Consider the following 21295-nt stretch of genomic DNA (forward strand, 5'->3'; position numbering starts at 1 on the left):
GGTAGAAGCTGGAAGCGAAAGTGGCGAATGAAGATTTTCACAGACAATGAAGATCAATTGTGGGAGGGGGGGGGGGTGCCCTCCATTGCCACATTTGCCCTCCGCTGTTTGAGGATGGATGACCTGTAGGTACAATCAGCGCCCTCTTCCACTCTCCCAAGGAACCGCCATGTCCGGGCTTGAACTGTTCGCCGCCGCCCTGGGGGTGATCGCTGTGTGGCTGACGGTCAAGCAGAACCCCTGGTGCTGGCCTATCGGCCTGGTGATGGTGTTGCTCTATACCTGGGTGTTCTTTGACGTGAAGCTGTATTCCGACATGTTGCTGCAGGGGGTCTACGCCGTGCTGCAAGTCTACGGCTGGTGGCAATGGACCCGTGCCGGCGCGGTCAAGCAAGGCCGTCAGGTCAGCAGCCTGAGCTGGCCGGCGATCTTGACCGCCCTGGTCGTCGGCGCGGTGTTCAGCCTGTTGCTCGGCGCCGCCATGGCCCACTGGACCGACGCCGCCCAACCCTGGCTCGACGCGGCCCTGACGGGTTTCAGCCTGGTAGCGCAGTTGTGGATGGCGCAAAAACGCGTGCAGTGCTGGCCGCTGTGGATCGTGGTGGATGTGATTTTCGTCGGGCTATTCCTCTACAAAGGCCTCTACCTCACCGCCGCGCTCTACGCGCTCTTCACCGTGATTGCTGTGCAAGGCTGGCGTGAATGGCGCGCCGACCCGGCGTTGCACGCATGAAAGTGGTGGTACTGGCGGGCCCTGAATCCAGCGGCAAAAGTTGGCTGGCGGCTGAGCTGCACGCGCACTTCGGCGGGCTGATGGTGGGTGAATACGTGCGCTATTTCATCGACCACCACCAGCGCGATACCTGCCTGGCGGATATCCCGGCGATTGCCCAGGGCCAGTTGGCCTGGGAAGACGCCGCCCGCGCAGCACAGCCTGATTTGCTGATCCTCGACACCCACCTGCTGACCAACACACTCTGGAGCCAGACCCTATTCGGCGACTGCCCCAGCTGGCTCGACAGCGAACTGCTGGCCCGTCACTACGACCTGCATCTGCTGTTGTCGCCCGAAGATGTGGAATGGAGCGCCGACGGCCAGCGCTGCCAACCCGACTTGGCCGACCGCCGAGCGTTCTTCCAGGCCAGCCTGGACTGGCTGCATGCGCACCAACAGCCTGTGGTGGTGATCCGGGGAGACTGGCAAGCGCGCCGGGACGCCGCGTTTGCCGCGGTCGAGCGCTTGCTCGGGGCGACGACGATCGGTTAACGCTTTTTGCGCGTGCCGAGCTGAATCCAGGTCGGCGCGTGGTCGCTGGCATGCGCCTCGTTACGCACCCATGCATCGACGCCCGCGTCCTTGAGGTAGGGCTTGAGCGCCGGGTTGAGCAATAGGTGGTCGATGCGCAGGCCGGAATTTTTCTGCCAGTGCTGGCGGAAATAGTCCCAGAACGTATACACCCGCTCTTCGGGGTACAAATGACGCACTGAGTCGGTCCAGCCCTGGTCAAGCAGGCGCTGATAGCAGGCGCGGCTCTCGGGTTGCAACAGCGCATCCTTGAGCCAGGAGCGTGGGTTGTAGATGTCCAGGTCGGTGGGCACCACATTGAAATCCCCGGCCAGCACCACCGGGTGATCACTGGTTTGCAACGCCTGGGCATAGTCGATCAGGCGTTCGAACCAGGCCAGCTTGTAGTCGAATTTAGGCCCGGGTTGCGGGTTGCCGTTGGGCAGGTACAGGCAGCCGACCAGCACGCCGTGCACAGCCGCCTCGATATAGCGGCTTTGCTGGTCGCTCTCGTCACCGGGCAGGCCCCGCCGGCTTTCCAGCGGTTGCGCGTCCTTGGCCAGAATCGCCACACCGTTCCATGAGGCCTGGCCCAGGCAGATCGCGCCGTAGCCGGCCGCTTCGAAATCAGCATAGGGAAACAGGCTTTCCGGCGCCTTGAGTTCTTGCAGGCAGACGATGTCCGGCTGCTCGCGAGCCAGCCATTGCAGCAGGTTGGGCAGACGGGCACGAATGCCGTTGATGTTGAAGGTGGCGATTTTCAGCGCTTTCATGGGGTGGGGTCCTTTCGGGGCTCTTGGGATAGAGCCCCGAAATGCCGCAGATGTTCCATGCGCGAGCGAGTCGGCCTCAGTAACCCAACGACAGGCCGGTGTTGCGACGCGGGTCATTCGCACCATAGAAGCGGTTGTTGCCCACCGGCTTGCCACCCAGCGCCGGCGCGCCCACCAGGATCGCGGCCAGGTGGTTGGCGTCCTGGGGACCGGCGAACGTATGCCCCCAGCTCTCGAGGATCTTCTGGGTGTCCGGGCTCACCGCGAAGGTTTCAAGGTTGGTGGTCTGCGGCATCCACTGCTGGTGGAAGCGCGGCGCGTCCACGGCCTCCTGAATGTTCATCTTGTAGTCGATGACATTGAGGATGGTCAGCAAGGTCGCGGTAATAATGCGGCTGCCGCCTGGCGTGCCCACCACCATCACCGTCTTGCCATCCTTGGTCACGATAGTCGGGCTCATCGACGACAGCGGCGCCTTGCCCGGCGCAATGGCGTTGGCTTCACCCTGGACCAGGCCGTACATGTTCGGCACGCCGACCTTGACGGTGAAGTCGTCCATTTCATCGTTGAGGATCACCCCGGTCTTGCTCGCCATCACGCCCGCGCCAAACCAGTCATTGAGGGTGTAGGTGACGGAAACGGCGTTGCCCCAAGTGTCGACGATGGAATAGTGGGTGGTGTTGTTGCCTTCATGGGGCGACACGCCCGGCTTGATCGCCTGGGAATCCCCGGCCTTGTGTGGCTCGATCGCGTCGCGCAATTTGGCCGCGTAATTTTTATCCAGCAGATGGGCGATCGGGTTCTTCACGAAATCCGGGTCGCCGAGGTAGCTGTTGCGGTCTACATAGGCGTGGCGCATCGCTTCGATCTGGTAGTGCAAGCCCTGGGCCGAGTGGTACCCCAGGTCTGCCATCGGGTAGCCTTCGAGGATGTTCATGATCTGGCAGATCACCACGCCGCCGGAGCTTGGCGGCGGCGCCGAGACCACATGGTAGCCACGATAATCGCACTCGATAGGCGCCAGTTCGCGGGTCTTGTAGGTGTCCAGGTCAGCCTGGGTGATCAGGCCCTTGCCGGCCTGGCTGGAATCCACCACTGCCTTGGCGACCCAGCCTTTGTAGAAGCCATCGTTGCCCTTGGCGGAAATTTCCCTGAGGGTCCTGGCCAGGTCCTTCTGCACCAGTTTTTGACCGACCTGCATCGGTTGGCCGTTATGCAGGAAGATCCCGCGCAGGTCCTGGTCTTTCTCGAATTCGCCAGTGGCGGTGTGCAGCAGGTCGACATCGCCCTGCTCCAGGGTAAAGCCGTTCTCCGCCAGTTTGATCGCCGGCGCGATCACCTGGGCGCGCTTGAGGGTGCCGTACTTGCTCAGCGCCAACTCCATGCCCGAGACAGTGCCAGGTACACCGACGGCCAGGTGGCCCTTGGCGCTCAGGCCTTCGACGACATTGCCGTCTTTGTCCAGGTACATATCGGCCGTGGCCGCCAGCGGGGCTTTTTCGCGAAAGTCGAGGAAGGTCTTGCGCCCGTCCGCCAGCTGCACGGTCATGAAACCGCCGCCGCCCAGGTTGCCCGCCGCCGGGTACACCACCGCCAGCGCGTAGCCCACGGCCACCGCCGCATCCACCGCATTTCCGCCGGCTTTGAGCACCTCCACGCCGACCTGAGTGGCCAGATGCTGGGCGGTGACCACCATGCCATTTTCACCGGCCACCGGGGCCTGGGAAGCGGCGTGCACGCCACTGACCGTCAACACCAGGGCAGTGGCAATCAAGGTGCGGCTGAAGGGTTGGTATTTCATCCATGGCTACTCTATTTATTGAGATGCACCAAAATAGCCCTTCCCTTATTCAATCCCCAGCGCGATGGCGTTTTTGTTACAGAAGCTGTCGGTCATGGAACGGCTACCTGAAACAATCAGCACTGGCCTATAAATCTAATGGCGCTAGAATCAGCGCCACTCTTTATTCGCCGCCTCATACGAGCCCCTCCATGAGCTTTGATTTCGACACGATCCACCCACGTCTCGGCACCGGCAGCACCAAGTGGAACCGCTACCCGCAAGACGTCTTGCCGATGTGGATCGCCGACATGGACATCGCCGCCCCACCTGCCATCCTTCAGGCATTGCATGCGCGCCTCGACCAGCAGGTGCTCGGCTACAGCGTCGCCGGCCCGGATGTGCGCGAGGCGATCATCGCCGACCTGTGGGCCAAGTACGCCTGGCGCGTGCAACCGGATGAACTGCTGTTCCTGCCGGGCGTCGAGCCGGGTTTCAATATGGCCTTGCACGCGTTTGTCCAGCCAGGCCAGCCGGTGGTGCTGCAAACCCCCAACTACCGGCCGATTCGCCTGGCGCCCGCTCACTGGAATTTGCCGCGCATTGAACTCCCGTTCGAGTGGATCGAGGGCGAATACCGCACGCCCCTGCCGGCGCTGCGCCAGGCACTGAGCGGCGCCGGTGCGCTGCTGTTGAGCAACCCGCACAACCCCATCGGCAAAGTCTTTCCCCATGCAGAACTGCTGGCCGTGGCCAACGCCTGCCTGGAAAGCGGTGCGCTGATCATCTCCGATGAAATCCATGCCGAACTGTGCTTTGACGGCCGTCGGCATATCCCGATTGCCAGCCTCAGCGAAGAGATTGCCCAGCGCACCATCACCCTGATGTCGGCGAGCAAGGCCTATAACGTGGCCGGCCTGAAGACCTGTTTCGCCGTGGTGCAGAATGCCGAGATCCGCGAGCGTTTCAACCAGGCCCGTTGCGGCATGGTCGACAGCGTCAGCCCCCTGGGCCTGGAAGCTACCCGCGCCGCCTACAGCCAATGCGGCGCCTGGCTCGACGCGCTGAAGCACTACCTGCAAGCCAACCGTGACTACCTGCTCGATGCCGTGCACACCCGCCTGCCCGGCGTGGTAATGCATGCGCCACAAGGCACATTCCTGGCCTGGCTCGATTGCAGCGCCCTGGGCCTGGGAGACCCGCAGCAGTTCTTCCTGGAACAGGCCAAGGTCGGGTTGAGCGCCGGCATTGAGTTCGGCGATGACAGCCAGCAGTTCGTGCGCCTGAACTTCGGCTGCCCACGGTCGATGCTGGAAGAAGGCCTGCAGCGCATGGAACGCAGCCTGAAAAACCGCTGAATGGGCTGGAACCGCGAAAGGCTTTTTCAGCACTCAAGGGAATCCCCTTGTGCGGCTGAACCTTTCCCGGAGCTTTGCGCCCTATGCTGTCGACACGCCCTGCAACCAACGGCCCTGTGCAATTCACAGAATCATTCAAGCCGAACCCGTCACCACGCGAACCTGCACCAACGGGCTCGGCTCTAAAGGCCGCTGCCTCCACCGCATCGCATCAATTGATGCGCTTTGTGGGGCTGAAACATCCTCTGGCTAACCCGCCCAGCACGCGTTCAGACATCAAGACTGTGGAGGTTGAAATGGGCCGGTCAGTCTCTTTGAATGGAGGCCACGACCCGCTCGCTACCCGCGGGTTGTCGGACTGCTCGGCGCTGGCAGTGCTCACCGGCTGGAACGGATCCACCTACCAGAATCGCACCTTGATGCATCTTACCGGCAGCAATCTGGAACTGGGCCTGAATCCGGGAAATAGCGATACTCGAGCATTGATGCACAGATTGCAGGCATCGCTGGACAAGAACAGTCATGTGATCCTGGTAGCCGGGGTGAATTCAAGTTCCCTGCAAGGCATGGCAACGACCATCGGGCAAACCCTGCACGGCGAGCAGCCGCTACGGGACCTGCTCAGCGGCCGCTCAGGCGCGGCAGTGACTCTGGCCAGTTCCGCCGGCATCACAATCAATGCCGATGGCACCTTCAAATTGCTCGACGGACCCGGTAAAGGGGTACTCAGTCACGAAGACGTCGCCAGCGTGTTTGATCGCGTCGACTGAAAGCGCCCGCCTGAGGCTTTTTAAAGCTTGGCGATGGACACTTCGGTGGATTTCACAAAGGCAATCACTTCACTGCCCACCTTCAACTCCAGGTCACGCACCGAGCGGGTGGTGATCACCGAAGTGACGATGCCGGACGCGGTTTGCACGTCGATCTCCGACACCACTTCACCCAGCAGAATTTCCTTGATCACGCCCTTAAACTGGTTGCGCACATTGATCGCTTTAATGGTCATGTCGGCTTTCCTTTTGGCTGTTGAGTCAATCCGCACGAATGCGCAGGCACTCAAAATGCGCTTTCAGAAAGAACAATAAAAGGAATATATAACTCTTTATTTATTCGAAATGGATATATACAAACTGTTGCCCAGCCAACAGCACTTCAACAATCTGCCTGCATCCGCCACAGCCTCCACTCGGCACACACGCGCAAACACGGGACAACACAGATGGCACAGAGACTGCATATTCCTGAAAAGCATGATGGAACATGCGAACTAATTTTCTGAATATAAGAAAACCTCTCTAAACGCCCACGTGCCCGGAGCCGTTCCATGAAACCCTTCGCCCAACGCTTACTTGGCGCATGCGCCCTCGCCTTGTGCCTGCAACCGCTGGCCCAGGCCGCCGACACCGATCCCGCAAAAGTCAATCTCGACTACGCCTACTACTCGCCCGTCAGCCTGGTGCTCAAGCATTTTGGTTGGCTTGAACAAGCCTTGCCGAATTCCAAGGTAGGCTGGGTATTGAGCCAGGGCAGTAACCGTTCGCTGGAATACCTCAACAGCGGCGGCGTGGATTTCGCCTCTTCCGCCAGTTTGTCCGCGGTGCTGAGCCGGGCCAACGGCAGCCCGATCAAATCGGTGTATGTGTACAGCCGCGCCGAGTGGACGGCCCTGGTGGTGCGCAAAGATTCGCCCTTCAACAGCGTCACCGACCTCAAGGGCAAGAAAATCGCCGCTACCAAAGGCACCGACCCCTACCTGTTCACCCTGCGCAGCCTGCAACAGGCCGGGCTGAACAAGGACGATGTGGAACTGGTGCACCTGCAGCATCCGGACGGCCGCACCGCCCTGGAAAAAGGTGACGTTGACGCCTGGGCCGGCCTCGACCCGCATATGGCCGCCAGCCAGATCCAGGCCGGTTCGCGCCTGCTGTATCGCAACAAGGACTTCAACAGCTACGGCGTGGTCAGCGTCACCGAGCAGTTCGCCAAGGCGCATCCGCAGACCATCATCACGGTACTGGGCGCCTATGAAAAAGCCCGGGACTGGGCGATAAAGTACCCGGATGAGTTCGCCAAGCTGCTCGCCGATGAATCCGGCCTGCCGTTGGAAGTGGCCAAGCTGCAGCTGTCGCGTACCGACCTGAGCACGCCGTTCTTGAGCAGCAAGGATGTGCTCGCCTCCAAGGCCGCCGCGCCGATCCTGGTGTCCGAAGAGCTGGTGCGCAAAGGGGTGAACGTGGACCAGGTGATCGACCAGTTGCTCGACACCTCGTTCGGCCGCTAAGGAGCGCGTGATGACCAGCAAAACCCAAGCCCTGCCACTCGCCCCGCCACGGCAGATCAAGCGTAGCGCCTGGCCGCAACGGCTCAAGGGCCTGGTGTTGCCAGTACTGATTCTGCTGGTGCTGGAGGCGGTGGTGCGCGTGGGCTGGCTGCCGTCGTACCAGATGCCGGCGCCCAGCGAGATCGCCATGACCCTGGCGGACCTCGCCGAAGGCTCCCTGTGGAAACACATCAGCGCCAGCCTGGTGCGGGTACTGCTGGGTTTTGCCATTGGTGCGAGCCTGGCCTTGGTATTCGCCGCCTGGGTGGGCTTGAGCCGCGAAGCCGAGGCCTATCTGGAGCCGACCTTCGCCGGGTTGCGCTCGATCCCGAGCCTGGCCTGGGTGCCATTGCTGCTGCTGTGGCTGGGCATCGACGAGACCTCCAAGATCGTGCTGATCGCGATTGGCGCGTTCTTCCCGGTGTACCTCAATGGCGTTGCGGCCATCCGCGATATCGATCGCAAGCTGGTGGAAGTCGGGCAAATGTATGGGTTCAATCGGCGCCGCCTGGTACGTCGCATCCTCTTACCGGCGGCCCTGCCCGGCCTGTTTACCGGCTTGCGCAGCGGCCTGAGCCTGGCCTGGATGTTTCTGGTGGCGGCCGAGTTGATCGCGGCCACCAAAGGGCTGGGTTACCTGCTCAGCGATGGGCGGGAAACCTCGCGGCCGGATATCGTGCTGGCGGCGATCATCGTGCTGGCGCTGCTCGGCAAGGTCAGCGATGGCCTGCTCGCGGCCCTGGAAAAGCGCTGCCTGGCCTGGCGCGACACCTTCCAGGGAGCCGGACAATGAGTGTGCAACCGCTGCTGGACATTCACGTTGTGCGCAAAAGCTTCGACAGCGCCGCCGTCTTGAACAATGTGCGCCTGGCCCTGCAACCGCGCGAAGCCGTGAGCCTGCTGGGGCCCAGCGGGTGCGGCAAAAGCACCTTGTTGCGCATTGTCGCGGGACTGGACAACGACTACCAGGGCGAACTGCGCAGCCCCAACGGCGAGGTGGCCTTCGTGTTCCAGGAACCACGATTGATGCCCTGGCTTACGGTGGAGCAAAACATCGGATTCAGCGCGGACAATCACTACGACAAGGCCTGGGTCACGCAGTTGATCGAAGAAGTCGGCCTCACGGGTTTTGCCCAGGCGCTGCCTAAGGCGTTGTCCGGCGGCATGGCGCAACGGGTCGCGATCGCACGGGGCCTGTATTCACGGCCGCAGGTGTTGCTGCTGGATGAACCGTTCAGCGCCGTGGATGCGTTCACGCGCATGAAGCTGCAGGACCTGCTGCTGCAACTGGCCGAACACCATGCCATCGCCTTGCTGCTGGTGACCCATGATGTGGACGAGGCGCTGTACCTCAGCGACCGGGTATTGGTGATGGGCAATCGGCCCAGCAGCATTCGCCAGGTGCTGACGGTGGATTTGCCGCACCCGCGAGACCGGCGCGATCCGTCGCTGGCTCGGCTCAAGGCGCTGTGCCTGACCGAGCTGCAACACGCCCACGTCATCTGAGTTTTCCCTTCCAGCGGTCAACGCCCAGGCTCCGACTTGCGCGTTGACCATCGCCGCCACACACCATATAGTGTGCCCACAAACAGAACGGACCACTATATAGTGTGCAGCCTCGGTAATTTCCGACCACACTATGCGCCGTATTTCAATGCCTTGAAGCCTGCAAACCGCATATTTTTTGGACGGTTCCACGCACCGTCAAAACAGATCAGGAAGGAGTATTTCGATGCTGAGTTGGGATGAAGTCGACAGCGAAGACAGCGTTGCCCCCGTGATCAAAGGCGCCAACGCCGGCCACGCCACCGAAGCCAACATGGACCGCCTTGACGGTGCCGGCGCTGCCGCCGCCATCGAAGCCCGCGCCGTCACCGCCAATGACTCCGCGGCCATCGTGCGCGCCAAGGCAGCCCTGGACAAACTCGACGTCGCCGAAGGCCTCGCCGAACTCGAAGGCGCCTCCGCCCGCGTCGCCGTTGACGAAAAGCGCATGATCAACTGCCGCGCCGACCTCAACCAACTCGTGCCCTTCAAGTACGACTGGGCCTGGCAGAAATACCTCGACGGCTGCGCCAACCACTGGATGCCGCAAGAGGTCAACATGACCGCCGACATCGCCCTGTGGAAAGACCCCGAAGGCCTGACCGACGACGAACGCCGCATCGTCATGCGCAACCTGGGCTTCTTCTCCACGGCGGATTCGTTGGTCGCCAACAACCTGGTGCTGGCCGTGTACCGCCTGATCACCAACCCGGAGTGCCGCCAGTACATCCTGCGCCAGGCCTTCGAAGAAGCGATCCACACTCACGCTTACCAGTACTGCATCGAATCGCTGGCCATGGATGAAGGCGAGATCTTCAACATGTACCACGAGATTCCATCGGTCGCCAAAAAGGCCGCTTGGGGCCTGAAGTACACCCGCTCGATCTCCGATCCGAAGTTCGAAACCGGCACCGTCGACACCGACAAGGAACTGCTGCGCAACCTGGTCGCCTACTACTGCGTGCTGGAAGGCATCTTCTTCTATTGCGGCTTCACCCAGATCCTCTCCATGGGCCGCCGCAACAAAATGACCGGCGTGGCCGAGCAGTTCCAGTACATCCTGCGCGATGAGTCGATGCACCTGAACTTCGGTATCGATGTGATCAACCAGATCAAAATCGAAAACCCGCACCTGTGGGATGCCGAGATGAAGGAAGAAGCGACCCAGATGATCCTGCAAGGGACCCAGCTGGAGATCGAATATGCGCGCGATACCATGCCACGTGGGGTGCTGGGGATGAATGCGGCGATGATGGAGGACTATCTGAAGTTCATCGCGAATCGTCGGTTGTCGCAGATTGGGTTGAAGGAAGAGTATCCAGGCACGACTAACCCGTTCCCGTGGATGAGCGAGATCATGGACTTGAAGAAAGAGAAGAATTTCTTTGAGACCCGTGTGATCGAGTATCAGACCGGCGGCGCGTTGAGCTGGGATTGATTTAACAGCACAGATCCAACATGTGGGAGGGGGCTTGCTCCCGATAGCGGTGTATCAGTCACAGCTGCTTTAACTGAACCACTGCTATCGGGAGCAAGCCCCCTCCCACCTTGGAAACGAAATTGCCCTTTATGCCCAACCAAACCATCAAGACGCCCTGTGTAGGCCTGTGTTCCACCGTCTACGGTGACCTGGTCTGCCGGGGCTGCAAGCGTTACCACCACGAAGTGATCCAGTGGAACGGCTATAACGCCGAGGAAAAACACGCGGTGTGGCTGCGCCTCGAGCAGTTGCTGGTGCAGGTCATGGCCAGCAAGCTGGAAGTGGTCGACCCGCAGCGTCTGCGCCAACAACTGGAAGACCGCAAGATTCGCTTCATGCCGCAACAGTCGCCGTATTGCTGGGCATACCAGCTGATTGCGCGGGGTGCGCGGGTGATGTCGAAGCTGGACGCCTATGGGTTGGCGTTGCTGCCGGAGTTTCGTGAACGTAGCCTCACGGACCTGCGCGATGCGATTGACCGGGAGTTTTTCCTGCTGTCCGAGGCGCATTACGAGCGCTATATCGCGCCGGTTTTTCTGCGCGATTCCTTTGGTCCAGCCCTGATCGCCACGCTCTGACGCGCAATTGTGTTTAAAATGCCGCCCGCTCAACGACTGACGCTCAACGATGACCCCAGACGCACTCGCTACCCTGCACGCCCATCTGCTCACCGCCCTGGCCAGCGCTCCGGCTGAAACCCGGCGCCTGTTTCACGGCCGTGGCCGCTGCTGGCCGGGCCTTGAGCAGGTGACGGTGGACTGGCTGCAAGGTGTGGTGCTGGTAGCGCTGTTCAAGGAAACCGAGCATCTGCAGGCCTTGAAGCAGCAGTTGTTGCAGGTCGACTGGGCCGGCTTCGGCGCCCATACCGTAGCGCTGCAACACCGCTACCTGCCGCAAAGCACCACCGAGTGGCTGGTGGGCGAGGCAATCGATGAGCTGACCATCACCGAAGGCGGCCTGCGTTACCTGATCGACCTGGGTAAAAAGCAGAACAGCGGCCTGTTCCTCGACATGCGTTACGGGCGCAACTGGGTGCGCGAGCAGGCCAGGGGCCAGCGCGTGCTTAATCTGTTTGCCTACACCTGCGGATTCTCCGTGGCCGCGATCGAAGGCGGCGCCGAGCACGTGGTGAACCTGGACATGGCCCGTGGCGCCCTGAGCCGTGGCCGTGACAACCATCGCCTGAATGGTCACGACTTGAGCAAGGTAAGCTTCCTGGGCCACGACCTGTTCAAGTCTTGGGCCAAAGTCACCAACAGTGGCCCCTATGACTTGGTGATCATCGATCCGCCGTCCTTCCAGAAGGGCAGCTTTCTGCTGACCAAGGATTACCAACGCGTACTGCGCCGCCTGCCGGATTTGCTCACGGCCCAGGGCACGGTGCTGGCGTGCATGAACGATCCGGCGTTTGGCGAAGACTTCCTGATCGACGGCGTCACCCGCGAGGCACCGGGCCTGCGCTTTGTAGAACGCCTGGCAAACCCACCGGAATTCCCGGATATCGACCCGCAAAGCGGGTTGAAGGCCCTGGTGTTTCGCCAAGGCTGATGCCGAAAAGTCCTACGCTTGCTACGCTAAGCCATACGCCGGGCGGTGAACCTTATCCCTGCCTTCCCGGTCGATACCTGCATTCCCCGGCCAGACTCGACAGCGTTACGCTGTCGGCTGCCCCGTTTGACCCTTTGGAGAACCGCCCGTGATATCGACCCTGCATGTAGCCAGAATCAAAGCCTGGGGCGCCCACGGCTTTACCGCCACCGGTGTGGTACTGGCATTCCTGGCCACCCTGGCGCTGCTGGAAAACTCCCCCAAGGCCTGCCTGCTGTGGCTGGGCCTGGCACTGGTGGTGGACGGCGTCGACGGCTCCCTGGCGCGGCGGGTCAATGTCAGCACGGTATTGCCCAGCTTTGACGGCTCGGTATTGGACCTGGTGATCGATTACCTCACCTACGTATTCATCCCCGCGCTGTTTATCTACCGCTATATCGACCTGCCGGACTTCACCCACCTGTTTGCGGTGTCGGTGATCCTGGTGTCGTCGCTGTTTTGCTTCTGCAATGTCAACATGAAGAGCAAGGACAACTATTTCGTCGGCTTCCCGGCGGCATGGAACGTGGTGGCCTTGTGTGTGTACATCATCCAGCCCGACGCCTGGATCACCTTGCTCACTGTAATCGGCCTGGCGCTGCTGACCGTGACGCCGATGAAGTTCCTGCACCCGTTCCGGGTCAAGCGGTTCATGCCGATCAATATCGCGGTAACCACAATCTGGCTGCTGTGCAGCTTCCTGATGGTGGTGGATTATCCGAACACCAACCCGTGGACGTTCGGGTTATGGTCGCTGATGTCGGCGTACTTCCTGGGCATTTGCATCTGGCGCACCGCGCTGGAGTGGATGGGCACCCACAAATAACCCAAGCGAACACTGTTAAAAATGTGGGAGGGGGCTTGCCCCCGATGACGGTGTGTCAGTAGCACTCAAGCTCGCTGACCCACCGCTATCGGGAGCAAGCCCCCTCCCACATTGGGTTCTGCTCACTCATTTGGATCTGCGCACATCCGGCAGGTAAGATGGCGGGCCTGCGTGCCCACCCAACAATAAGCCCTGCCCATGCCCTTCGAACTCAGCGTTGACCTGACTACCCTCGCCATTCTCGCCGTCGTGGCTTTTATCGCCGGCTTCATCGACGCCATCGCTGGCGGAGGTGGCTTGCTTACCACCCCTGCCCTGTTGACCGCTGGCATGCCGCCGCATCTGGTGCTGGGCACCAATAAACTCAGTTCCACCTTTGGCTCGGCCACCGCCAGCTTCACCTTCTACCGCCGCAAGCTGTTCCACCCGCGCCAGTGGGTGCATGCCATCGTCGGCACCTTGATCGGCGCGCTGACCGGCGCTGTGGTCGCGCACTATTTGCCCGCCGAGACCCTGAACAAGATGCTGCCGGTGATTGTGTTCGCCTGCGGGGTGTACCTGCTGTTCGGCGGCACGCCCAAGGCACCGCTGGACGCCGAGGCGCCGATCAAGAAGAAATGGCAGGCGACCCAGGGCTTCGGCCTGGGCTTCTACGACGGCGTGGCCGGGCCCGGGACCGGTGCATTCTGGACCGTGAGCACCATGCTGCTGCACCCGATCGACCTGGTGAAGGCCAGCGGCGTGGCGCGCAGCATGAACTTCGTTAGCAATGCGGCGGCGCTGACGGTGTTTATCATCAACGGCTCGGTGGACTGGGTGGTCGGCCTGGCGATGGGCGTCTCGGTAATGGGCGGCGCGTTCTTTGGCGCGCGCAGCGCAATCAGCGGCGGCGCCAAGTTCATTCGCCCGGTATTTATCACCGTGGTGCTCGGCCTGACGGTGCGCCTAGCCTGGCAGCACTGGTTCAGCGTGGCCTAAGCGACGGGCCACATACAGGTCGATCAGGTAACGCGCAATCGAGCGTGACGCCGGCAGCGGCGGCAGGTCGTGGATGTTGAACCACTGCGCGTCTTCGATTTCGTCGGCCTGGGGCACGATGTCGCCACCGGCATACTCGGCATGGAAACCCAGCATCATCGAATGCGGGAACGGCCAGCACTGGCTGCCCATGTACTGCAGGTTCTTCACCTCGAGCTGCACTTCCTCGCGCACTTCGCGGATCAGGCAGTCTTCGGCCGACTCACCCGGCTCGGCAAAGCCGGCCAGGGTGCTGTAGACCCCGGTGACAAAGCGTGGCGAACGCGCCAGCAGAACCTCATCGCCACGGGTCACCAGCACGATCATGCTCGGCGAAATCCGCGGATAGCTGCGCAGGTCACAGGGTTGGCAGTACATCGCCCGCTCCCGTGGCACTTGCACCATGGCCTGGCCGCAACTGCCGCAGAACCGATGCTCGCGCGCCCAGGTGCCAATCTGCGCGGCATAGCCCAGCACTTTGTACAGGGTGTGATCGCCTTGCAGCATAAAGCCGCGCAGGCCTTGCCAGCTGCAACCCGGTACTTCGCCAGCGCTGTCGAGTTCCAGCAGGTACACCGGCTCGCCATCGAGGTGGCCGATGCCGTGTTCGGCAAACACCGACAGGTCCTGGCGCTTGAGCCACTCCCGAGGGAACAGAGGCCCGTTGGCATCCTGCAAAAAGCCGTCGCGGCTGCGGGCGACGGCCCAGCCGCCGGCAGCGTCATTGTCCAGCAGCGTTGTGGTAATCCAGCCTGGGGTCATATCGATCAATCCAAGAATTCGGGTGCCTGCTTGCTCATATGGGCGGCGATGGCCACGCGCAGGTCGTTGGATTGCAACATAGCCGAGTTCCAGGTGGCAACGTATTCCAGGCCGTCATTGACAGTGTGGTCGCGCATATAGCTGATCATCGCCTTGGTACCGGCCACGGCAATCGGCGACTTGGCGGCGATTTCATGGGCAATGGCCATGACGCCGGCCAACAGGCTTTGCTGGTCGGCAAACACGCGGTTGACCAGGCCGATGCTGCGCGCCTCCTCGGCTCCGAACTGACGACCGGTGTAGGCCAGTTCGCGCAACATACCGTCGCCGACGATGCGGGGCAGGCGTTGCAAGGTGCCGACGTCGGCGGCCATGCCCATGTCGATTTCCTTGATCGAGAACTGCGCGTCCTCGGCGGCGTAGCGCATGTCGCAGGCGCTGATCAGGTCAATGGCACCGCCGATGCAGTAGCCGTGGATCGCGGCCAGTACCGGCTTGCGGCAGTTGTCGACCGCATTGAACGAGGCTTGCAGCCCGAGGATCTTGCGCCGCAGCAGACGCGCATTGCGGCCCACATCCTTGCCCAACTCATTGGCCACCGAGGCCAGCAGCATCAAGTCGATGCCGGAAGAAAAGTGCTTGCCGGCACCACTGAGCACCACGGCGCGCACGGCATCGGTGTCGTCGACCCATTGGAAGATCTCGATGATTTCGCGCCAGAACGCCGCGTTCATCGCGTTGATCTTTTCCGGGCGATTGATCTGCACATGGGCAACGTTGCCGCTGAGTTCCACTACGAACGCTTGGTATTCGGACATGGCCGTGATCCCTGACTGGCGAGTGATAAGGCCCGAACTATAACAAGGGCAGGCAACGGCGCATCGGCCAAAAGCGGGACTGGCAAAAAACCTTGCCAGGCGCCATCCTTGGCGCTTTAAGCCGCCCCTGCGGCGTTCGACGTTTGAAGGATATGCCCCATGCACGCCCAGCCGCTCATCCCCGCCGAGTTCGACCAGATCGAAGAAACCCTGCTCAAGTACGGCGACGACCATTCGGTGCTCAACGTCGCCGAACTCGACGGCTACTTCACCGCGCTGGTATCGAGCCCGGCACAGGTGGATATCGCCGAGTGGTTTCCGGCCATCTGGGGCGGGCAGAACCCGGACTGGGAAAGCCCCGAAGAGGCCGGGCAGGTCCTGGACCTGTGTGTACGTCACTTCAATACGCTGGCGGCGCAGCTGGCCGGCAACTCCAAGGCGTTCAAGGCGCTGTTCGATGAAAAAGAGCACCACGGCCAGTCCGTGACCCTCGCCGAAGAATGGTGCTTCGGCTATATCCGTGGCGCGGCCATCGGCAACTGGCCGCCGCTGCCCGCCGAACTGGCCACTCAGTTCGAGAAAATCTCCTGGTGCGCCGAGCAGGATAATTTCGAATTACCGGCGGACCTGGATGTGCAGGCCCATCAGCAGCGGGTCAGCGAAATCGAACCGGCGGCGCGGGCGCTGCACGATTACTGGCTGAGCAAGCGCTAAATCTCGACAAGCACCGCACCTTTGGCCGATTATTCGGGTCCGCCCCGTCGGCCACTCCATGCCACCTCGCCTTGATCAGGAGCCTTGTCCCTTGAGTTCGCAGAAAACCGTGACCGTTACCCCGCCCAACTTTCCTCTCAATGGCAAGGTCGCGCCCCCCGGCTCCAAATCCATTACCAACCGCGCCCTGCTGCTGGCGGCCCTGGCCAAGGGCACCAGCCGCTTGAGCGGCGCCCTGAAGAGCGACGACACCCGTCACATGTCGGTGGCCCTGCGGCAGATGGGCGTGAGCATCGACGAGCCGGACGACACTACGTTCGTGGTCACCGGCCAGGGCAAACTGCAATTGCCGCCACAACCGCTGTTCCTCGGCAATGCCGGCACCGCCATGCGCTTTCTCACCGCTGCCGTGGCAACCGTGCACGGCACCGTGGTGCTGGACGGCGACGAGTACATGCAAAAGCGCCCGATCGGGCCGCTGCTCGCCACCCTCGGCCAGAACGGCATCCAGGTCGACAGCCCGACCGGCTGCCCACCGGTGACCGTGCACGGCGTGGGCAAAGTCCAGGCCAAGCGTTTCGAGATCGATGGCGGCCTGTCCAGCCAGTATGTCTCGGCGCTGCTGATGCTCGCGGCATGCGGCGAAGCGCCGATTGAAGTCGCCCTGACCGGCAAGGACATCGGCGCCCGTGGCTATGTGGACCTGACGCTGGATTGCATGCGTGCCTTCGGCGCCCAGGTGGAAGCCGTCGACGACACCACCTGGCGCGTGGCCCCGACCGGCTACACCGCCCATGATTACCTGATCGAACCCGACGCCTCCGCAGCCACCTACCTGTGGGCCGCAGAGGTATTGACCGGCGGCCGTATCGACATCGGTGTCGCCGCCGAGGCGTTCACCCAGCCGGACGCCAAGGCCCAGGCGGTGATAGCCCAGTTCCCGAACATGCAGGCGACGGTGGTGGGCTCGCAAATGCAGGACGCCATCCCGACCCTGGCGGTGCTCGCCGCGTTCAACAAGACCCCGGTGCGTTTCACGGAACTGGCCAACCTGCGCGTCAAGGAATGTGACCGCGTGCAGGCGCTGCACGACGGCCTCAACGCAATCCGGCCGGGCCTGGCGACCATCGAGGGCGACGATCTGCTGGTTGCGGCTGACCCAGCCCTGGCCGGCACGTCCTGCAACGCCTTGATCGATACCCACGCCGACCATCGCATCGCCATGTGCTTTGCCCTGGCCGGGCTGAAAGTCGCGGGCATTCGCATCCAGGACCCGGACTGCGTGGCCAAGACCTACCCTGGGTACTGGAAAGCCCTGGGCAGCCTTGGCGTAACGCTAAGCTACTAAGACAACAGCGCAGGTTCAGGGAGGGCACGCACATGACCATTCGCCAACCCTGCCCGCCCGGCGTCTGTGACTGCGAGCGCGAATGTTTGCTGGAGGCGCCCGAGCCCGACCTGCGCATTCTCAACCTGACACGCCAGGAAGAAAAACGCCTGCTCGAGCGCCTGGAGAACCTCAAGAGCCTGCAGGACCTCGAGCATCTGCAGCAGCGGATGTTCGAACAGTTGGGCATCCGCCTGCATATCGCGCCGGGCCACACCGAGGTCAAGAGCATGCGCGGCATCCAGATCGTCATCGACGAGCTGCCCGGCCTGTGTCGCAAGACTCGCCAGTCGATTCCAGCGGCGATCCGTCGTGGCCTGGAGAAGCAGCCGGAGATTGCCTACCGCTTGCTGGACGCCCACGACCTGTTTCGCGACGCTTGAATCACCCCGCTACCGTCTCGCGCACAAACAGCGTCTGCCCTGTCTCCCTGGCCTTGCGCAGATGCGCCTGGGCACTGTCGCTTTCCGACTCCAGCAGCAACTGCGAGGTCAGCACCTGCGCTCCGCAGTAGTCGAAGATCCCGTAGTCGATCTGCGTGCGCATGGCCTGGGCATAACCGTGCCGGTCGAAGGCATCGGCATCGGCAGCCCCCAGGGCCAGCAGGTGCACCTGCAAGTGCCGCAACTTCTTGGTCACCGGTGTATCGGGGCCGTAATCGATCGCCCAGCCGTTGACGAAGACACGGTCGATCCAGCCCTTGAGCAACGCCGGCATGGACCACCAGTAAATCGGGAACACCACGACCAACGCGTCGGCGCGCTCGATGCGGGCCTGTTCGGCGAGGACATCCGCCGGCGGCGTGGCCCGGCTGCGGTGTACCCGGTGGTCGGCGGCGGTGTAGCGCGGGTCGAAACCTTCGGCCGCGATGTCGGCGATTTCAAAGGTGTGCCCGGAGGCGCTCAAACCGCCACCCACCTGCGCGGCCACGCTATGGGTAAGGGATTGGCTGTCGTGATGAGCCACAACGATGAGTGCATGCATGACATTGACTCCTTTTAGGCTTAAGCTACTTTTAGTAAGTTACCTTATTTAAGTTACTTTTGGTATATAAGCATGTCAAGCGAACAATCCCCTGCCCCGCGTCGGCGTCTTTCCCGCGAAGAACGCCTGCAACAGTTATTGGAAACCGCCTGGCAACTGGTGCGCGAGGACGGCACCGACGCCCTGACCCTGGGCCGCCTGGCCGAGTTGGCCGGGGTGACCAAACCGGTGGTGTACGACCATTTCGTCACGCGCTCTGGCCTGTTGGCCGCGCTGTATGAGGATTTCGATGGGCGCCAGAACCAGGTGTTTGTCGACGCCATCGAGGCCAGCAGCGCGACACTTGAAGCGCGTGCGTGGGTGATTGCCTCGTCCTATGTGGATTGCGTGTTGCTGCAGGGTCGCGAGATTCCAGGGGTGACGGCGGCGCTCAGTGGCTCGCCGGAGCTGGAGGCGCTCAAGCGCAAGTACGAGGCCATCTTTCTCGATAAATGCCGCGATGCCCTGGCGCCCTTCGCGCCGGGTGGCACGCTTTCCCAAGCAGGCCTGCGCGCCATGCTGGGCGCGGCCGAAGCCTTGTCCGATGCTGCGGCCAGCGCGGAAATCAGCCGCGAAGAAGCGCAGCAGGAACTGCTGGCGACCATCCTGGCAATGGTCAAGCGCGGCGCCGCCTGAGGCTGGAAAGGTCATCGGCTAAAAGCAGATCAATGTGGGAGGGGGCTTGCTCCCGATAGCGGTGGTTCAGTCGATTGATAGGTGACTGACACACCGCCATCGGGAGCAAGCCCCCTCCCACAGTGTCACCGGTTCTCAACCCAAGCGTTCGTTTACAAACCGCTGCACCTTGCGCGTCAATTGATCCAGGTGCCGGTCGCGCTGCTTTTCCGCGTCCACCATCGCGCGCTTCCCATGCTTTTGCAGCAGGTAGGTATGGATTTGCCGCACCTCCAATGAGCTGTAGATAGCCGCCACGTCGAGCACGCCCATCAACCCATCGGTGCCGTAGTCCCGCGTATTCATCAGCACTTGGGTGCCACGCGCGCCGCGCACCTTGAAGCCCAGGGCTTCGAATGCCGGGACCTTCTCCACCGAGCACGCCAGCTCCCCATGGGGATAGCGCGCCAACACGTCACCCAGCATGGCCCGGGCCACGCCTTGGCGCCTGAAAGCCGAGTGCACGGCCATAAAGGCCACGCCACAGGCTTGAGGGTCGTCCTTCACCGGGAGGTACAGGCAAAAACCAACGACGGTCTGCTCCTGCAGCGCCACGACCAGCTCAACGCTGATGCCCTTCGATCCATCCAGCGCCTCCAGGTACAGGTGCACCTCAAACCCGATGGCGTACTGGTAAATGTTGTAGAGCAGGTTGCTGGGCGCCAGTGCCACGCTGCTGATGTCGGTGAGGTTGTCGACCACCAGCTGCAGGATCTGGCTGTTGACCGATTCGGGGCACGGCGTGGTGTAGCGGGTAAGGCTGAACATGCAAATTCCTGGGGTTTCACGTCAAGGCAGTGGCGATTGTACCTGTTGCACGCCGTGAAGCCTCGGCCCTCAACAGCCGGCACTCAAGCATTGAACAAAAAAAGTTCGGACCAACGGGTGCATGCACGCACCTGGATCGCGCATCATGGGCACTTTCAAGCTCAAGGGTAACGTCCATGCGCGTTCTGTCATTGATGATGGGTCTTACGACGCTGGCCGCCAGTACGGTGTTCTGCGCCAGCGCGATGGCGAATGAAGAAAGTCAGTTGGTGCAACAGATCAACCAGTACCGCAGCCAGGTGCAGCGCTGCGGCGACCAGGGTTCCCAGGAATTGCCGCCGCTCAACAGCGATACACGGCTGGTGCTGCCGGCCACCAATGTCGGTGATTTGCAGCAGTCGCTGGCGCGGGCCGCGTACCCCATGGTCAACGTGCAGGCCATCAGCCTGTCCGGGCCCAGGGATGCCGAGGCCGCCATGAAAGCGGTGCGTGAAAGCTTCTGTCGCGTGGTACTCGACCCGCAATTCGTCGACATCGGCGTGAGCAACAGCGGCCAGGACTGGCGCATCGTGCTCGCCCGCCCGCTGCTGACCAGCGGCCTGGGCGACTGGCAGACCGAAGGCCGCAAACTGCTCGACCTGATCAACGCCGCCCGCGCCCAGCCGCGCCAGTGTGGCACCCAGGCGTTCACCGCGACCACGCCGCTGTCGTGGAACGACGATCTGGCCGGTGCCGCCAACAGCCATACCCGCAACATGGCCAACGGCAACTTTTTCGATCATCTCGACCACGACGGCCGTACCCCCGGCGATCGCGCCGAGCTGGCCGGGTATATCGCAAAAAACATCGGCGAAAACATCGCCGCCGGCCTCGATACCCCACGCAAGGTGCTCGACGGTTGGCTCGCCAGCCCCGGCCATTGCGCCAACCTGATGAACCCGCAATTTCGTGAATTGGGCGCGGCCTATGCAATGGACCCAAAAAGCGATGCGGGCATCTATTGGACGGGGCTGTTCGGCGCCCAATAACGGTGGGCGGCGGCCCAGCCCTGCGACCACTCGTTCCGCCAAATGGGCAATGAAATCAAAGGGCCACCTAGGAGATAATAGCGCTGAACTGATCCAGGTCATTCCGGTCTGTTGCAAGTGGTCTGACCTCTTCAAAGCCTAACAACGCGT

At 62.0% G+C, this 21295-nt stretch carries 24 protein-coding genes; 17 read left to right on the forward strand and 7 right to left on the reverse strand.

Going from position 1 to position 21295, the window contains the following annotated elements; genetic code table 11:
• Window positions 1-169 precede the first annotated feature (169 nt).
• Complete coding sequence (gene pnuC, locus C4J86_RS14735) at window positions 170-733, forward strand: nicotinamide riboside transporter PnuC (RefSeq protein ID WP_124370940.1); 564 nt, start codon at window positions 170-172, stop codon at window positions 731-733.
• Window positions 730-1266, forward strand: a complete 537-nt coding sequence (locus tag C4J86_RS14740) for an AAA family ATPase (RefSeq protein WP_124372437.1) — start codon at window positions 730-732, stop codon at window positions 1264-1266. The genes pnuC and C4J86_RS14740 overlap by 4 nt, the downstream gene beginning before the upstream one ends.
• Here the strand turns inward: C4J86_RS14740 and xth are convergent.
• Window positions 1263-2057, reverse strand: a complete 795-nt coding sequence (gene xth / locus C4J86_RS14745; protein WP_124370941.1) for an exodeoxyribonuclease III — start codon at window positions 2055-2057, stop codon at window positions 1263-1265. The two genes, C4J86_RS14740 and xth, sit on opposite strands and share 4 nt — an antisense overlap.
• Before the next feature lie 76 nt (window positions 2058-2133).
• Window positions 2134-3858: a gamma-glutamyltransferase gene (ggt, locus tag C4J86_RS14750; protein WP_124370942.1), complete on the reverse strand. Its 1725-nt coding sequence runs from the start codon at window positions 3856-3858 to the stop codon at window positions 2134-2136.
• A gap of 191 nt (window positions 3859-4049) precedes the next feature.
• Here ggt and C4J86_RS14755 point away from each other — a divergent pair, with 191 nt between their 5' ends.
• Window positions 4050-5195: a MalY/PatB family protein gene (locus tag C4J86_RS14755; RefSeq protein ID WP_124370943.1), complete on the forward strand. Its 1146-nt coding sequence runs from the start codon at window positions 4050-4052 to the stop codon at window positions 5193-5195.
• A 296-nt stretch (window positions 5196-5491) separates the two neighbouring features.
• Window positions 5492-5965 (forward strand): hypothetical protein, encoded by a 474-nt coding sequence (locus C4J86_RS14760; protein ID WP_124370944.1) that lies wholly within the window; start codon window positions 5492-5494, stop codon window positions 5963-5965.
• A gap of 20 nt (window positions 5966-5985) precedes the next feature.
• Here the strand turns inward: C4J86_RS14760 and C4J86_RS14765 are convergent, their stop codons facing one another.
• Window positions 5986-6201, reverse strand: a complete 216-nt coding sequence (locus C4J86_RS14765) for a molybdopterin-binding protein (RefSeq protein WP_003173733.1) — start codon at window positions 6199-6201, stop codon at window positions 5986-5988.
• A gap of 318 nt (window positions 6202-6519) precedes the next feature.
• Between C4J86_RS14765 and C4J86_RS14770 the strand changes: the two genes are divergently transcribed.
• The 8 genes from C4J86_RS14770 to C4J86_RS14805 all read left to right on the forward strand — a co-directional run bounded on the left by C4J86_RS14770 (window position 6520) and on the right by C4J86_RS14805 (window position 13931).
• Window positions 6520-7476, forward strand: a complete 957-nt coding sequence (locus C4J86_RS14770; RefSeq protein WP_124370945.1) for an aliphatic sulfonate ABC transporter substrate-binding protein — start codon at window positions 6520-6522, stop codon at window positions 7474-7476.
• Window positions 7477-7486: 10 nt separating this feature from the next.
• Window positions 7487-8308, forward strand: a complete 822-nt coding sequence (locus C4J86_RS14775) for an ABC transporter permease (RefSeq protein ID WP_124370946.1) — start codon at window positions 7487-7489, stop codon at window positions 8306-8308.
• Complete coding sequence (locus tag C4J86_RS14780; protein ID WP_124370947.1) at window positions 8305-9021, forward strand: ABC transporter ATP-binding protein; 717 nt, start codon at window positions 8305-8307, stop codon at window positions 9019-9021. Before C4J86_RS14775 ends, C4J86_RS14780 begins: the two co-directional genes overlap by 4 nt.
• Window positions 9022-9247: 226 nt before the next feature.
• A complete protein-coding gene (locus C4J86_RS14785; RefSeq protein WP_124367292.1) occupies window positions 9248-10498 on the forward strand; it encodes a ribonucleotide-diphosphate reductase subunit beta in 1251 nt (416 codons plus the stop codon).
• A gap of 131 nt (window positions 10499-10629) precedes the next feature.
• The gene (locus C4J86_RS14790; protein ID WP_124370948.1) at window positions 10630-11118 is read left to right on the forward strand and encodes a DUF1289 domain-containing protein; all 489 of its coding nucleotides are present in this window, start codon (window positions 10630-10632) and stop codon (window positions 11116-11118) included.
• Window positions 11119-11167: 49 nt separating this feature from the next.
• Entirely contained in the window at window positions 11168-12088 is a 921-nt protein-coding gene (locus C4J86_RS14795) for a class I SAM-dependent methyltransferase (protein WP_124370949.1), read from the forward strand.
• Window positions 12089-12236: 148 nt separating this feature from the next.
• Window positions 12237-12953, forward strand: a complete 717-nt coding sequence (pcsA, locus tag C4J86_RS14800) for a phosphatidylcholine synthase (RefSeq protein WP_124363153.1) — start codon at window positions 12237-12239, stop codon at window positions 12951-12953.
• 198 nt (window positions 12954-13151) lie between these two features.
• Window positions 13152-13931: a TSUP family transporter gene (locus C4J86_RS14805; RefSeq protein ID WP_124370950.1), complete on the forward strand. Its 780-nt coding sequence runs from the start codon at window positions 13152-13154 to the stop codon at window positions 13929-13931.
• On the opposite strand, the gene nudC is transcribed toward C4J86_RS14805, so the two are convergent.
• Both nudC and C4J86_RS14815 read right to left on the reverse strand, forming a co-directional pair.
• Complete coding sequence (gene nudC, locus C4J86_RS14810; protein WP_124370951.1) at window positions 13899-14732, reverse strand: NAD(+) diphosphatase; 834 nt, start codon at window positions 14730-14732, stop codon at window positions 13899-13901. The genes C4J86_RS14805 and nudC overlap by 33 nt on opposite strands.
• A gap of 5 nt (window positions 14733-14737) precedes the next feature.
• Window positions 14738-15550 carry a crotonase/enoyl-CoA hydratase family protein gene (locus tag C4J86_RS14815; RefSeq protein WP_124370952.1) on the reverse strand — a complete coding sequence of 271 codons (813 nt, stop codon included), beginning with the start codon at window positions 15548-15550 and terminating at the stop codon, window positions 14738-14740.
• 159 nt (window positions 15551-15709) lie between these two features.
• Here C4J86_RS14815 and C4J86_RS14820 point away from each other — a divergent pair, with 159 nt between their 5' ends.
• From C4J86_RS14820 to C4J86_RS14830, 3 genes are all read left to right on the forward strand, one after another.
• The gene (locus C4J86_RS14820; protein ID WP_124370953.1) at window positions 15710-16264 is read left to right on the forward strand and encodes a UPF0149 family protein; all 555 of its coding nucleotides are present in this window, start codon (window positions 15710-15712) and stop codon (window positions 16262-16264) included.
• A 91-nt stretch (window positions 16265-16355) separates the two neighbouring features.
• The gene (locus C4J86_RS14825; RefSeq protein ID WP_124370954.1) at window positions 16356-17612 is read left to right on the forward strand and encodes a 3-phosphoshikimate 1-carboxyvinyltransferase; all 1257 of its coding nucleotides are present in this window, start codon (window positions 16356-16358) and stop codon (window positions 17610-17612) included.
• Between the two features lie 32 nt (window positions 17613-17644).
• Window positions 17645-18034 (forward strand): hypothetical protein, encoded by a 390-nt coding sequence (locus C4J86_RS14830; RefSeq protein WP_124370955.1) that lies wholly within the window; start codon window positions 17645-17647, stop codon window positions 18032-18034.
• Between the two features lies 1 nt (window position 18035).
• Here the strand turns inward: C4J86_RS14830 and C4J86_RS14835 are convergent, their stop codons facing one another.
• Window positions 18036-18635 carry an NAD(P)H-dependent oxidoreductase gene (locus tag C4J86_RS14835; RefSeq protein WP_124370956.1) on the reverse strand — a complete coding sequence of 200 codons (600 nt, stop codon included), beginning with the start codon at window positions 18633-18635 and terminating at the stop codon, window positions 18036-18038.
• 72 nt (window positions 18636-18707) lie between these two features.
• On the opposite strand from C4J86_RS14835, the gene C4J86_RS14840 reads away from it, so the two are divergent.
• Window positions 18708-19310 carry a TetR/AcrR family transcriptional regulator gene (locus tag C4J86_RS14840; RefSeq protein ID WP_124370957.1) on the forward strand — a complete coding sequence of 201 codons (603 nt, stop codon included), beginning with the start codon at window positions 18708-18710 and terminating at the stop codon, window positions 19308-19310.
• Window positions 19311-19445: 135 nt separating this feature from the next.
• On the opposite strand, the gene C4J86_RS14845 is transcribed toward C4J86_RS14840, so the two are convergent.
• Window positions 19446-20117 (reverse strand): GNAT family N-acetyltransferase, encoded by a 672-nt coding sequence (locus C4J86_RS14845; RefSeq protein WP_124370958.1) that lies wholly within the window; start codon window positions 20115-20117, stop codon window positions 19446-19448.
• A 176-nt stretch (window positions 20118-20293) separates the two neighbouring features.
• Between C4J86_RS14845 and C4J86_RS14850 the strand changes: the two genes are divergently transcribed.
• Entirely contained in the window at window positions 20294-21145 is an 852-nt protein-coding gene (locus C4J86_RS14850) for a CAP domain-containing protein (RefSeq protein ID WP_124363163.1), read from the forward strand.
• Window positions 21146-21295: the final 150 nt, after the last annotated feature.

Origin of the sequence: Pseudomonas sp. R2-7-07 (assembly GCF_003852355.1) — a bacterium.
Taxonomy (GTDB): domain Bacteria; phylum Pseudomonadota; class Gammaproteobacteria; order Pseudomonadales; family Pseudomonadaceae; genus Aquipseudomonas.